Annotated in this window: 10 protein-coding genes; 7 read left to right on the top strand and 3 right to left on the bottom strand. The window is 64.6% G+C overall.

The features are described from left to right. The first annotated feature begins 101 nt into the window (after nucleotides 1-101). The 7 genes from JN302_RS13040 to JN302_RS13070 all read left to right on the top strand — a co-directional run bounded on the left by JN302_RS13040 (nucleotide 102) and on the right by JN302_RS13070 (nucleotide 9,085). Nucleotides 102-1,007, top strand: coding sequence for a 3-keto-5-aminohexanoate cleavage protein (locus JN302_RS13040; protein ID WP_202333154.1), 906 nt, complete (start codon nucleotides 102-104; stop codon nucleotides 1,005-1,007). A gap of 4 nt (nucleotides 1,008-1,011) precedes the next feature. Beyond that, the gene (locus tag JN302_RS13045) at nucleotides 1,012-2,124 is read left to right on the top strand and encodes a carnitine 3-dehydrogenase (RefSeq protein WP_202312677.1); all 1,113 of its coding nucleotides are present in this window, start codon (nucleotides 1,012-1,014) and stop codon (nucleotides 2,122-2,124) included. A 4-nt stretch (nucleotides 2,125-2,128) separates the two neighbouring features. Continuing rightward, nucleotides 2,129-3,292 carry an acyl-CoA dehydrogenase family protein gene (locus JN302_RS13050; RefSeq protein WP_202312678.1) on the top strand — a complete coding sequence of 388 codons (1,164 nt, stop codon included), beginning with the start codon at nucleotides 2,129-2,131 and terminating at the stop codon, nucleotides 3,290-3,292. A 434-nt stretch (nucleotides 3,293-3,726) separates the two neighbouring features. After that, nucleotides 3,727-5,856 (top strand): acetate--CoA ligase family protein, encoded by a 2,130-nt coding sequence (locus JN302_RS13055; protein ID WP_202333155.1) that lies wholly within the window; start codon nucleotides 3,727-3,729, stop codon nucleotides 5,854-5,856. Beyond that, a complete protein-coding gene (locus JN302_RS13060) occupies nucleotides 5,844-6,626 on the top strand; it encodes a carnitinyl-CoA dehydratase (protein ID WP_202333156.1) in 783 nt (260 codons plus the stop codon). The genes JN302_RS13055 and JN302_RS13060 overlap by 13 nt, the downstream gene beginning before the upstream one ends. Continuing rightward, nucleotides 6,627-7,571 (top strand): alpha/beta hydrolase, encoded by a 945-nt coding sequence (locus JN302_RS13065; protein ID WP_202333157.1) that lies wholly within the window; start codon nucleotides 6,627-6,629, stop codon nucleotides 7,569-7,571. A gap of 116 nt (nucleotides 7,572-7,687) precedes the next feature. After that, the gene (locus tag JN302_RS13070) at nucleotides 7,688-9,085 is read left to right on the top strand and encodes a family 16 glycosylhydrolase (RefSeq protein ID WP_202333158.1); all 1,398 of its coding nucleotides are present in this window, start codon (nucleotides 7,688-7,690) and stop codon (nucleotides 9,083-9,085) included. A gap of 38 nt (nucleotides 9,086-9,123) precedes the next feature. Here the strand turns inward: JN302_RS13070 and JN302_RS13075 are convergent, their stop codons facing one another. From JN302_RS13075 to JN302_RS13085, 3 genes are all read right to left on the bottom strand, one after another. Further along, entirely contained in the window at nucleotides 9,124-9,963 is an 840-nt protein-coding gene (locus JN302_RS13075) for an alkaline phosphatase family protein (RefSeq protein ID WP_202333159.1), read from the bottom strand. A gap of 208 nt (nucleotides 9,964-10,171) precedes the next feature. After that, nucleotides 10,172-11,836: an ABC transporter ATP-binding protein gene (locus JN302_RS13080; RefSeq protein ID WP_202333160.1), complete on the bottom strand. Its 1,665-nt coding sequence runs from the start codon at nucleotides 11,834-11,836 to the stop codon at nucleotides 10,172-10,174. Continuing rightward, nucleotides 11,829-12,659 (bottom strand): ABC transporter permease, encoded by an 831-nt coding sequence (locus JN302_RS13085; protein ID WP_202333161.1) that lies wholly within the window; start codon nucleotides 12,657-12,659, stop codon nucleotides 11,829-11,831. Before JN302_RS13085 ends, JN302_RS13080 begins: the two co-directional genes overlap by 8 nt. Nucleotide 12,660: the final 1 nt, after the last annotated feature.

A 12,660-nucleotide genomic window follows, 5' to 3' on the forward strand; every position in this document is an offset into this window, starting at 1 on the left:
ATTATGCGCTGAAATGGGCAAAGGCGCTTCACGGTGCGCAAGATGCGCACACGGCGTTGGCACGACGCGACAGCGCACATGCCCGCAAAGGAGGAGCTTCCATGAGTCTCAATCCCAGCCGCGACGTATTCATCACCTGTGCCGTCACCGGTTCCGGCGACACCACCAGCCGTTCCAACAAGGTTCCGGTCACGCCGCGGCAGATCGCCGATGCGGCGATCGAGGCCGCCAATGCGGGTGCTGCGATCGCCCATATCCATGTCCGCGACCCCGAAACGGGCAAGGGGGCGCGCGACGTCCATCTCTATGAGGAGGTGGTGAACCTTGTGAAGCAGTCGGGTGTCGACGTCGTGCTGAACCTCACCGCCGGCATGGGTGGCGACCTCACGCTCGGCGGGGTCGAGATACCGTTGCCGCCCGCCACCGTCGGAACCGACATGGCCGGCGCCACGGAGCGGCTCGCCCATGTGGCCAAGCTGCTGCCGGAGATCTGCACGCTCGACTGCGGCACGATGAATTTCGGCGAGCAGGACTACATCATGACCAATACGCCGATGATGCTGAAGGAGATGGCGCGCCAGATCCAGGCGCATGGCGTCAAACCCGAGGTCGAGATCTTCGACACCGGCCATCTGCTGCTGGCGAAATGGCTGCACGGCCAGGGCCTGCTCGACGATCCGGTCATGGTGCAGCTCTGCATGGGCATACCGTGGGGGGCGCCCGACGATATCGCCACGCTGACGGCGCTCACCGCGAACCTCCCGTCCGACTGGGTCTTCTCGGCTTTCTCGATCGGCCGCAACCAGCTGCCCTACACGGCAGTGGCGCTCGCCTGCGGCGGCAACATCCGCGTCGGGCTGGAGGACAATATCTGGCTCGACAAGGGTGTGCTCGCAACCAACGGGGCCTTGGTGGAGCGGGCCGTCAAGGTCGCGGAAGGCATGGGCTCGCGCGTGATGAGCGCGGCCGACGTGCGCAAGAAGCTCAAGCTCGAGAAGCGGTGGTAGGACGATGGGCCCGATCAACAAGGCCGCCGCCATCGGCGGCGGGGTCATCGGCGCAGGTTGGGTTGCGCGCCTCGTCCTCAACGGCATCGACGTGGCTGTCTTCGATCCTGATCCGGAAGCGGCGCGCAAGGTCGACGAAGTGATGAAAGGAGCCCGCCGCGCCTATCGCAAGATGGCGCCGGGCGGTCTGCCCAAGGAGGGCAGGATCACCTATGCCAAAACCATCGCGGAGGCGGTGGCCGGGGCCGACTTCATCCAGGAAAGCGTTCCGGAGCGGCTGGACCTGAAGCACAAGGTGCTGGCGGAGATCGACGCCCATGCGCCGAAGGGCGCACTGATCGGCTCATCGACCTCAGGGTTGAAGCCGACTGACATGCAGACGGCGCTGAAGCGTCCTGAACGGCTGGTCGTCGGCCACCCGTTCAACCCGGTCTATCTCCTGCCGCTGGTCGAGATCGTCGGCGGCGAGAAGACGTCGAAGAAGGCGATCGAGAAGGCGCGCGTGCTCTACGCCTCGATCGGCATGAAGCCCGTCGTCATCAGGAAGGAGATCGAGGCCTTCGTCGGCGACCGCCTGCTCGAAGCGGTGTGGCGCGAGGCCCTGTGGTTGATCAAGGACGACATCACCACCGTCGAGGAACTCGACGACATCATGCGTTATTCCTTCGGCATACGGTGGGCGCAGATGGGCATGTTCCAGGTCTACCGCATCGCCGGCGGCGAAGCCGGCATGCGCCACTTCATCGCCCAGTTCGGCCCGTGCCTGGCGTGGCCCTGGACCAAGCTGACCGACGTTCCCGAACTGACCGACGAGCTGGTCGACAAGATCGCCGACCAGTCCGACGAGCAGGCCAATGGCCTGTCGATCCGTGAGCTGGAGCGGATCCGCGACGACAATCTGGTCGCCATCATGGAAGCCCTGTCCAGGCAGAACAAGGGCAAGGGCTGGGGCGCGGGCGAACTGCACAAGGACTATACGAAGCAGCTTGCAAAGGCCGCGAAATCCGGCAAGGCCAAGGCCGAGAAGCCAGCCAAGGATGTCAAGGCCGACAAGGTGGTCAAGGAAGCCAAGGCCGGCAAGCACAGAAAGAAGCCGGGCAGCAAGAAGAAGGGGTGAACCCATGGATTTCGGCCTCTCCGAAGAGCAGAAGCTGATCGTCCAGACGACACGGGCCTTCGTCGAGAACGAGCTCTATCCGCATGAGGCGGAGGTCGAGCGCAGCGGTCATCTCAGGCGCGACTTGATCGAGGAGCTGAAGGCGAAGGCCATCGCGGCCGGTCTCTACGCCGCCAATATGCCCACCGAGGTGGGCGGGGCCGGGCTCGATACCGTCACCTGGCTGCTCTATGAAAAGGAACTCGGCCGGGCGAATTACGCGCTTCACTGGACCTGCGTGGCGCGGCCTTCCAACATCCTGCTCGCCGGCACGCCGCAGCAGCGCGAGAAATATCTGTTCCCCTGCGTGCGCGGCGAGAAATGGGACTGCCTTGCCATGACCGAGCCCGGCGCCGGGTCTGACCTGCGTGGCATGAAGGCCAGCGCGGTGCAGGACGGAGACGACTGGGTGCTCAACGGCACCAAGCATTTCATCTCGCATGCCGACCTCGCCGATTTCGCCATCGTCTTCATGGCCTCTGGCGAGGAGGACAGCCCGCGCGGCAAGCGCAAGAAGATCACCGCCTTCTTCGTCGACAAGGGGACCAAGGGCTTCACCGTTCGCGAGGGGTATCGCAACGTCTCGCATCGCGGCTACACGAATGCGATCCTCGAATTCGACGACTGCCGCCTGCACAAGGAGCAGGTGCTGGGCGAGGTCCACAAGGGCTTCGAGGTCGCCAACAGCTGGCTCGGAGCGACACGGCTCCAAGTCGCCGCGACATGCCTCGGCCGTGCCGAGCGCGCGCTCGGCCACGCCGTCGACTATGCCGCGCAGCGCGAGCAGTTCGGACAGCAGATCGGCAAGTTCCAGGGCGTTTCCTTCAAGCTGGCTGACATGGCGACGGAACTGAAGGCTGCCGACCTGATGGTGTTCGAGGCCGGCTGGAAATACGACCAGGGCACGGTCACCGATCAGGACATGGCCATGGCCAAGCTGAAGGCCACCGAGATGCTCGCCTTCGTGGCCGACGAGGCTATCCAGGTCCATGGCGGCATGGGTCTCATGGACGACCTGCCGCTCGAGCGTATCTGGCGCGACGCCAGGGTCGAGCGCATCTGGGAAGGCACATCCGAGATCCAGCGCCACATCATCTCGCGCGCGCTGCTGCGCGCCGTGGGTGGATAGTACCGCGATGCGCATCCACCGCCGCACTCCGGAGAGCACCCCTCATCCGACCCACCCTGTATTTCGGCTTCACCCTCCAGTTCGGCACGACCGCTTAAGCCGAAATACAGGCTGGGCCACCTTCTCCCACAAGGGGAGAAGGGGGAGCCTGGCTTTGACAGTTCCGCAAATCGCCAGCGTTGAAGGTTGGCGGCAACGCCTCTGCAATCCTGCCTTCTCCCCTTGTGGGAGAAGGTGGCCCAGACAGTATTTCGGCCCCGGCAGTTATGACGAGCTCAACAGTGCAGCCGAAATACTGGCTGGGTCGGATGAGGGGTGCTCGCCGAAGCGCGGCGGTCACACTCTTCAATGGTCTCACCTGCTTTCGAACCTGCGCCAACGGTCGGGCTTTGCGAGATGTGTACATCCCCTAGCTGAGCCAGAGAGGGGCGTTCATGCATCGGCTTGAACGCCTGCTGCGTCCCCGCTCCATCGCCGTCTTCGGCGGTGTGCAGGCGGCCGCTGTTGTCCGGCAGTCGCTGATGATGGGTTTTTCCGGCGACATCTGGCCGGTCCATCCCTCCAAGGATGAGGTGGCCGGCGTCAGGGCCTATCGTTCGGTGGGCGAGTTGCCTGATGCCCCCGATGCCGCCTTTGTCGGCGTCAACAGGCACCTCACGCTCGATGTCGTCAGGGAGCTCGGCGAGCGCGGGGCGGGCGGCGCGGTCTGCTTTGCCGCAGGCTTCCTGGAAACCGGCGACTATGACGAGGACGGCGAACGCCTGCAGCAGGAACTACTCGACGCCGCCGGCGCCATGCCCATAATCGGTCCTAACTGCTACGGTCTGATCAACTATGCCGATGGTGCGCTGCTGTGGCCGGACCAGCATGGCGGCATCAGGCTCGCCGAAGGCGGGCGGGGCGTCGCGATCGTCACCCAATCCTCCAACATCGCCATCAACATGACGATGCAGAAGCGCGGCCTGCCGGTCGCCTATGTGATGACGGCCGGCAACCAGGCCCAGACCGGCCTTTCGGAGATGGCGCTTGGATTGATCGAGGACGATCGGGTCTCCGCGCTCGGCCTGCATATCGAGGGCTTCGATTCCGCTTCCGGTTTCGAGAGGCTGGCGGCGCGTGCTCGCGAACTGGGCAAGCCTGTCGTCGCGATGAAGGTCGGCCGATCGGAGCAGGCGCGGGCCGCGACGATCTCGCACACGGCGTCGCTGGCCGGTTCGGATGCGGCTTCCGACGCTTTCCTGAAGCGTCTGGGGATAGCCCGCGTCGATACGATCCCATCCTTTCTCGAGGCGCTGAAGCTGGTCCACGCGGCAGGACCGCTCCGGGGCCATCGGCTGTCTTCGATGAGCTGTTCGGGTGGTGAGGCGTCGGTCATGGCCGACAGTGCGGAAGGCCGGCGCGTCTATTTCCCTGCGCTCACCGAGGCGCATCGGGCGCAAGTGAAGTCGACGCTCGGGCCGCTGGTGGCGGTCGCCAACCCGCTCGATTACCACACCTTCATCTGGAACAACGAACCGGCGATGACGGCCGCCTTTACGGCGATGGTCTCGGGCGGCTTCGATCTCAACATGCTGGTCATCGATTTCCCGCGCGGCGATCGCTGCTCCGATGCCGACTGGTTCCCGACGCTGCGTGCCTTCGAAGCCGCGTTGAGGACGAATTCGGCAAAGGGCGCGATCGTCGCCTCTTTGCCGGAGAACCTGCCGGAGGAATATTGCGCCGACCTCATCGCGCGCGGCATCGTGCCCCTCTGCGGCATTGCCGAGGCGATCGACGCGGCCGAGGCTGCGGCTTCGATCGGCGAGGCGTGGGTGGCAGGCGCGGCGCCGGCCGTCGCCGACAAGACGGGTTCGTGCGAACGATGCGCCGGGCGCACGTCCGACGAGGCAGAAGCGAAGGCAATGCTGGCCGCCCATGGCCTTCCGGTGCCCCCCGGCCGTCACGCCTCGAACCCGGACGAAGCGGTCGCGGCGGCGCGGGCCCTGGGTTTTCCGGTGGCGCTCAAGGCGCTCGGCCTCGCGCACAAGTCGGAACATGGCGCGGTGAAGCTCGACCTCCGCGACGGCGAGGCGGTTCGTGTCGCCGCGGAGAGCCTTGCCGGACTGGGTACAGGCCTCTATGTCGAGCGCATGGTGTCGGGCGGCGTGGCCGAACTGATCGTCGGCATCACGCGCGATCCGCTGTTTGGACCGGTCATGACGATCGGCTCCGGCGGCGTGCTCGTCGAATTGTTGAAGGATTCCGCGACATTGCTTCTGCCGGCGCGCAGGGGCGACGTCGAAGCCGCCTTGCGCGGGCTGAAGCTCTTCCCGCTGCTCGACGGCTATCGGGGCCGGCCCAAGGCCGATCTCGACGCGGCGCTCGACGCGGTGCTCGCCATTGCCGCATTCGCCGTCACCGAGGCCGAGACGATCGAGGAGCTCGACATCAATCCGCTGATCGTCTGCGGTGAAGGTCAGGGCGCCTGGATCGCCGATGCGCTGCTGGTCGCCGGCGAGGTTCCGGCCGCATCACACCGCGAGAGCCACCGCAAGATTGGAGCCGAGCAGCCATGTCCGATGTGATCAAGACCCGCCGCGAGGGTGCCATCCTCGAAGTCACTCTGGACAGGCCGAAGGCCAATGCGATCGACCTCGCGACGTCGCGCGCCATGGGCCTCACCTTCCAGTCGTTCCGCGACGATCCGGAACTGCGCGTTGCGATCGTCCGGACCGCCGGCGACAAGTTCTTCTCGGCCGGCTGGGACCTGAAGGCGGCGGCCGGCGGCGACGCCGTCGACGGCGATTACGGTGTCGGCGGCTTTGCCGGGCTGCAGGAGCTGCGGGACCTCAACAAGCCCGTCATTGCCTGCGTCAACGGCATGGCGGTCGGCGGCGGCTTCGAACTGGCGCTGTCCTGCGACCTCATCTACGCCTCCGATCATTCGTCTTTCGCCTTGCCGGAGATCCGCGCCGGCACACTGGCCGATGCCGCGACCATAAAGTTGCCGAAGCGCATTCCCTATCACGTGGCCATGGACCTTCTGCTCACCGGCCGCTGGATGGACGTGCAGGAGGCGCATCGCTGGGGGCTGGTCAACGAGGTGCTGTCGGCCGAAAATCTCGAGGACAGGGTGTGGGAGATCGCGCGGCTTCTGGCGGGCGGCCCACCGCTGGTCTTCGCCGCGATCAAGGAAGTGGCCCGCAGGGCCGAGGCGATGGAGTTCCAGGACGCGATCAACTGGATCACGAAGCGGAAGTTTCGGACCGTCGACGAGCTCTATGCCTCGGAGGACAATTTGGAAGGTTTCCGGGCCTTTGCCGAAAAGCGCGATCCGGTGTGGAAAGGACGATAGATGACGACCGACTACAGCAAGCTCATCGACGCCGAGACCCGGGCCTTCATCGAGCGCACCAATGCCTATTACCCGCCTGATACGATCGACTACACGATCACCCAGCAGCGCGAAATCTACGATCGGATGTGCCGGGAGTTCTTCGCGGGCTATCCGCAGGGCATGACCGCGCAGGATTCGGCGATAGAGACGCCGACCCATGCGATCCCGATCCGCATATACCGCCCGGCCACGCCGGACGCTTCGGCAATGGTGCTCTATTTCCATGGCGGCGGCTTCATCCTGGGCGGGCTGGAAAGCCATGACGATGTGTGCGCCGAGCTCTGCGCGCGCACCGGGTACGAGGTCGTCTCGGTCGATTACAGGCTGGTGCCGGAGCATATCCATCCGGCGGCATTCAACGACGCCATGGGCGCCTTCGAATGGGCCGCCTCGACCTATTCGCAGCCGATCCTGCTCTGCGGCGACAGTGCCGGCGGCAATCTCGCGGCGGCGGTGGCGCATCATACGCGCGGTCACGCCCGCGCGCCCATCGGACAGGTGCTCATCTATCCCGGCCTTGGTGGCGACGTCACCAAGGGTTCCTATGTGACCCATGCGGACGCGCCCATGCTGACCATGCGCGATCTGCTTTTCTACAAGGACATCCGTACCGGCGGCGCCGACGTCTCCAACGACGTCAGCTACATGCCGATGCGCGATCCGGATTTTTCTTCGCTGCCGGCGACGGTCATCATAACGGCAGAATGCGATCCGTTGTCCTCCGACGGCGAGGCCTATCGCGACCGCGTGCGCGCGGCGGGCGGCAAGGCCTTCTCGCGCGAGGAGACAGGGCTGGTGCACGGCTATCTCAGGGCGCGCCATACCGTGGAACGGGCGCGCGCGAGCTTCACCCGCATCGTCGACGCGGTGAAGGCACTCGGCAAGGGCGAGTGGCCGTACTGACCGATTGTACGCGGTAACGCTTCGTTAGCTTTTTTGAAGGTCGAAGCCGGCTAACAACCCGCATCCTCGCCCGATCGATGCTAGTCAGGTTTTCGGCGGGCAAAGGAGCGTGATCGATGGCTGCTAGCATACTGAACGCCAAAGGCGTCCCTCTTTTCTACAGCGGATCGCCACAGAGGTGGTTCTCGGCGACCAATTCAGGGCCGTCGCTTTATGGCACGACCCTGAACGACGCACTTTACGGCGATGCCGCCGTCTCGGTAACGATGTATGGCGGCAAGGGCGACGACACCTACTATCTCTATTCCTCGAAGAACAAGGCGGTCGAATTCGGAGACGGCGGCGTCGACACCATCTCCACCTGGATGAGCTATGAATTGCCCAGGAACTTCGAGAACCTGACCGTCACCGGCGACAAGCGTTACGCTTTCGGAAACGACCAGGACAACATCATCACCGGAGGCTCGGGCCGGCAGACGCTCGATGGCGGCTACGGAGACGACGTCCTGATCGGCGGGGCCGGCGGTGACGTCTTTGTCGTCTCGAAAGGCAAGGGCAGCGATCTGATCGTCGATTTCCAGGCGGCCGACGTGATCCGTATCGGCGGTTACGGATTCACCTCCTTCGACGCAGTCAAGGCGAAGATGGTGCAGTCGGGGGCGGATGTCAGGCTGAACCTCTCGGGTGACGAGTTCCTGGTCTTCGCCAACAAGACCATCGCCGAGCTCAGCGCCGGTCAGTTCAAGCTCGAGATCGACAGGTCTGCGCTCCGGCCGTCCTTCGCAGACGAGTTCGACAGGCTGGACCTGTGGAACGGCACCAGCGGCACATGGGATTCGAACTTCTGGTGGGGAGCGCCGAACGGCAGCACATTGTCCAGCAACAATGAGCGCCAATGGTATATCGACACCGACTATGGTCCGACCAAGTCGGTCACGCCGTTCAGCATCGACGATGGCGTGCTGACGATCACTGCCGCCCGGGCGCCCGGCGCGATTCGGCCCTACATCAACAATTACGAATACACATCCGGCCTGCTGACGACCTATGAGAGCTTCACGCAGACCTACGGCTATTTCGAGATTCGGGCCGACATGCCGGAGCGGCAGGGCGTGTGGCCGGCCTTCTGGCTGCTGCCGGCGGACGGATCGTGGCCTCCCGAGCTCGACGTGATAGAGATGCGCGGCCAGAATCCCAACGAGCTCATCCTGACCGCGCACAGCAATGCGTCGGGCAGCCACACCACGGCGGCGACGTCGGTCCATGTGTCCGACACCGAAGGCTTCCACAGCTACGGGCTCCTGTGGACCCCGGATGAACTGATCTGGTTCTACGACGACGTCGAGGTCGCGCGTGCTCCGACGCCCGACGATATGCACGAACCGATGTACATGATTGCCAATCTCGCGGTGGGCGGCCTGGCCGGCACGCCGACCGACGGCCTCGCCACGCCGGCCGAGATGAAGATCGACTACATCCGCGCCTATGCGCTCGGGGGCGATTTCATCCTCTGACAAGTGCCGTTTGTTGGGTTGCTAACAGACGCCCGAAGCTATTCGAGGAAAGCTCGTGCCTTCATGGTCGAGGGCACGGGCACTCCGAGGCGCCCGAGAATCGTCGGCGCGAGCTGGAGCTGATCGAGCAGCACGCTGCTCTCCGGACCGCTGGCGGTGCCGAAATAATAGAGCGCGAAATCCTGCTGCTCGTCTTCCCTGCCGCCGTGATGGCCGCGGTCGGTCTGGCCGTGGTCGGCAGTAACGATCACCTCGTAGCCGGCTGCCCGCCAGCGCGGCAGGAAGGCGGCGAGCATGCCGTCCATGGCGTAGCATGCATGGTCCATCTCGATGCAGTCGTGACCGTAGCGGTGGCCCATCGAATCCAGCGTGCAGGTGTGCAGGATGCCGTAGTCGATCGAAAAGCGCTTCGTCAGCATGGTCAGCGTCGCGAACAGATCGATGTCGCTGGGCGTCATCTGGTTCTTGTTGTTGTAGCCGGTCATGGTGTGGAAGCGGCCATGTGTGATCGGGCCGTCCGGCTCGTCATACTCCATGTCCTCGACGAGATCGAAGGGACAGCGATTGAAGAACTCGGACCAGTAGGAATGGGTGACGGCGCCCGTCTTGCCGCCGGCCCGGGTGATCTCGGAAAAGAGATCGGGCTGTTCGACGCGGAATCGGACCTCGTTCGAATGGATGCCGTGGACCTGCGGCGGAACGCCGGTATGGATCGAGGCGTAGCAGCAGGCCGAGGTCGAGGGCAGCACCGAGCGCATCTGCCAGACGCGCGCCTCGCCCGACTGTACCCAGCCTTCGAGGTTGCCCATCAGGCGTCGCCAGTTGCGATAGGGCACGCCGTCCAGGATGATCAGCAGCAGTTTCGATTTCAGGGGCATCTCTCAGCGGTTCCGTTTGTTGAAAATCCCTCACCTCGCTTTTGAGCGAATAGCGAGTAGCGAGTAGCGAATAGCGAATAGCGAGTAGGGGAAGGAAAGAGGGCGCGGCAGTCCCGCGAGCCGTCGCTGTCACCCCTTTCCTATTCGCTACTCGCTATTCGCTACTCGCTCGAAAAGAGGGGGAACGAGGGATATCACCTGTTGACCTTCAGTTCCCCGCACTTTCCATGCGGCGGCCCTTGATCGCGCCTTCCAGCCAGCCGATCTCCATTTCTGGCACGGAGGACAGCAGCAGGTCGGTATAGGCGTCGAAGGGCGGCGTCAGCACCTGAGATTTCGGTCCGTAGCGCACCACCTCGCCGCGATACATGACGGCGATCGAATCGGCGATCGCCTTCACCGTCGCCAGATCATGCGTGATGAACATGTAGGCGACGTCCTCCTCCTTCTGCAGTTCGAGCAGAAGCTTCAGGATGCCGTTGGCCACCAGCGGGTCGAGCGCGCTCGTCACCTCGTCGCAGATGATCAGCTTCGGCTTGGCGGCGAGCGCTCGGGCGATGCAGACACGCTGCTTCTGGCCGCCTGAAAGCTCGGCCGGATAGCGGTCGACGAAGCCTTTGCCCATCTCGATCTTGTCGAGCAGCTCGGCGACCCGGCCATCGCGTTCCTTGCCCTTCAGGCCGAAGTAGAACTCCAGCGGCCGGCCGATGATGGTGCCGACGGTTTGACGCGGGTTCATGGCGACATCGGCCATCTGGTAGATCATCTGCAACTCGCGCAGATCGTCCTTGCTGCGGTCCGCCAGACGGTTGGCCAGCCTGCGCCCGGCAAAGGATATGGAACCTTCCAGCGGCGGCAGCAGCCCGGTGATGGCCCGCGCCAGCGTCGATTTGCCGGAGCCGGATTCGCCGACCACGGCCAGCGTCTGGCCCGGCGGAATGTCGACGGATACGTTCTTCAGCACCTTGACCAGGCCGCCGCCATAGGCGGCCGTCAGATTGCCGACCGAAAGAAGCGGCGTCTTGCCCGGCTTGTGCTCCTCGTGCTCGATGCGGTTCACCGAGACGAGCGCGCCGGTATATTGCTGGCGCGGCTCCTTGATGATCTGGCGTGTCTCACCCCATTCGACCAGCTTGCCGTGGCGAAGCACCATGATCTCGTCGGCGACCTGGGCCACGACCGCGAGGTCGTGGGTGATGTAGAGCGCGGCTACACCGGTGTCGCGGATCGCCTCCTTGATCGCGGCGAGCACGTCGATCTGGGTCGTCACGTCGAGCGCTGTGGTAGGCTCGTCGAAGACGATGAGATCGGGCTCGGGGCACAGCGCCATCGCCGTCATGACGCGCTGCAGCTGGCCGCCGGAAACCTGGTGCGGAAAGCGCTTGCCGATATTCTCGGGGTCCGGAAGGCTGAGTTTCCTGAACAGCGCGACGGCGCGCCCCTCCGCCTCGGCGCGGCTGGCGAGGCCGTGCTCGAGGCACGATTCCACGACCTGGTCCATCAGGCGGTGCGCGGGATTGAATGCCGCGGCCGCCGACTGCGCGACATAGCAGACCTCGCAGCCGCGAAGCTGCCGCAGACCTTGCTTGCCGCCCTGCAATATGTCGCGGCCGTTGAGGATGACCTCGCCGCCCGTGATCCTGACGCCGCCACGGCCATAGCCCATGGAGGCGAGACCGATGGTGGACTTGCCTGCGCCGGACTCGCCGATCAGGCCAAGCACGCGCCCACGATTGAGCGTGAGGGACACGCCGTCGACGATGATGATGGTGCGCGGATCCTCGCCGGGCGGGTAGACGGTCGCCTCTATTCTGAGATTGCGGATGTCGAGAAGGCGTTCGCTGTCCTTCTTGACGACGCTTTTCCTAGCCATTGCCCCGCCCTCCCTTCAGGTCGGTCGTGCGGTTGAGGACCCAGTCGGCGACGAGGTTCACCGAGATGGCGAGAAGCGCGATCGCCGCTGCCGGGATCAGCGCCGCCGGCACGCCGAACACGATGCCGTCCTTGTTCTCCTTGACCATGCCGCCCCAGTCGGCCTCCGGCGGCTGGACGCCCAGCCCGAGGAAGGACAGCGCGGAGAGGAACAACACGGCATAGATGAACCGCAGGCCGAGTTCGGAGACCAGCGGCGACAGTGCGTTGGGCAGGATCTCGCGGAAGATGATCCAGCTCCAGCCCTCGCCGCGCAGCTTGGCCGCCTCGACGAAATCCATGACGTTGATGTCGACCGCGACCGCCCGCGACAGGCGATAGACGCGGGTGGAATCGAGCAGCCCCATCACCAGGATCAGTGTCGTCAGCGTGGACGGCAGAACCGACAGGATGACGAGTCCGAAGATCAGGGTCGGGATCGCCATCAACAGGTCGACCAGGCGCGACATTCCCGTGTCGACCCAGCCGCCGATCACCGCGGCAGAGAAGCCGAGGATCGAGCCGAGGCCGAAGGAGAGGGCGGTCGCCGCCGCCGCGATAAAGATCGTGGTCCGCGCCCCGTAGATGATGCGCGACAGGAGATCGCGGCCGAGATTGTCGGTGCCGAGCCAATGGTCGGCCGAAGACGGCTGCCAGACGTCGCCGACGATCTCGCTCATCGGATAGGGCGACAGCAGCGGGGCGAAGATCGCCATGACGAGGAATGCCGTCGTCAGGACGAGGCCGAGCCAGGCGCCCGGCGGAATGCGTTTCAGGTCGAGCATC

The sequence above is a fragment of the Mesorhizobium sp. L-8-3 genome, assembly GCF_016756615.1.
In the GTDB taxonomy this organism is placed as follows: Bacteria; Pseudomonadota; Alphaproteobacteria; order Rhizobiales; family Rhizobiaceae.

Excerpts from the sequence above, each read along its gene's own strand:
- JN302_RS13080 (WP_202333160.1), bottom strand. The coding sequence starts at position 11,836 with ATGGCTAGGAAAAGCGTCGTCAAGAAGGACAGCGAACGCCTTCTCGAC.
- JN302_RS13075 (WP_202333159.1), bottom strand. The coding sequence starts at position 9,963 with ATGCCCCTGAAATCGAAACTGCTGCTGATCATCCTGGACGGCGTGCCC.
- JN302_RS13060 (WP_202333156.1), top strand. The coding sequence starts at position 5,844 with ATGTCCGATGTGATCAAGACCCGCCGCGAGGGTGCCATCCTCGAAGTC.
- JN302_RS13050 (WP_202312678.1), top strand. The coding sequence starts at position 2,129 with ATGGATTTCGGCCTCTCCGAAGAGCAGAAGCTGATCGTCCAGACGACA.
- JN302_RS13045 (WP_202312677.1), top strand. The coding sequence starts at position 1,012 with ATGGGCCCGATCAACAAGGCCGCCGCCATCGGCGGCGGGGTCATCGGC.
- JN302_RS13055 (WP_202333155.1), top strand. The coding sequence starts at position 3,727 with ATGCATCGGCTTGAACGCCTGCTGCGTCCCCGCTCCATCGCCGTCTTC.
- JN302_RS13040 (WP_202333154.1), top strand. The coding sequence starts at position 102 with ATGAGTCTCAATCCCAGCCGCGACGTATTCATCACCTGTGCCGTCACC.
- JN302_RS13070 (WP_202333158.1), top strand. The coding sequence starts at position 7,688 with ATGGCTGCTAGCATACTGAACGCCAAAGGCGTCCCTCTTTTCTACAGC.
- JN302_RS13085 (WP_202333161.1), bottom strand. The coding sequence starts at position 12,659 with ATGCTCGACCTGAAACGCATTCCGCCGGGCGCCTGGCTCGGCCTCGTC.
- JN302_RS13065 (WP_202333157.1), top strand. The coding sequence starts at position 6,627 with ATGACGACCGACTACAGCAAGCTCATCGACGCCGAGACCCGGGCCTTC.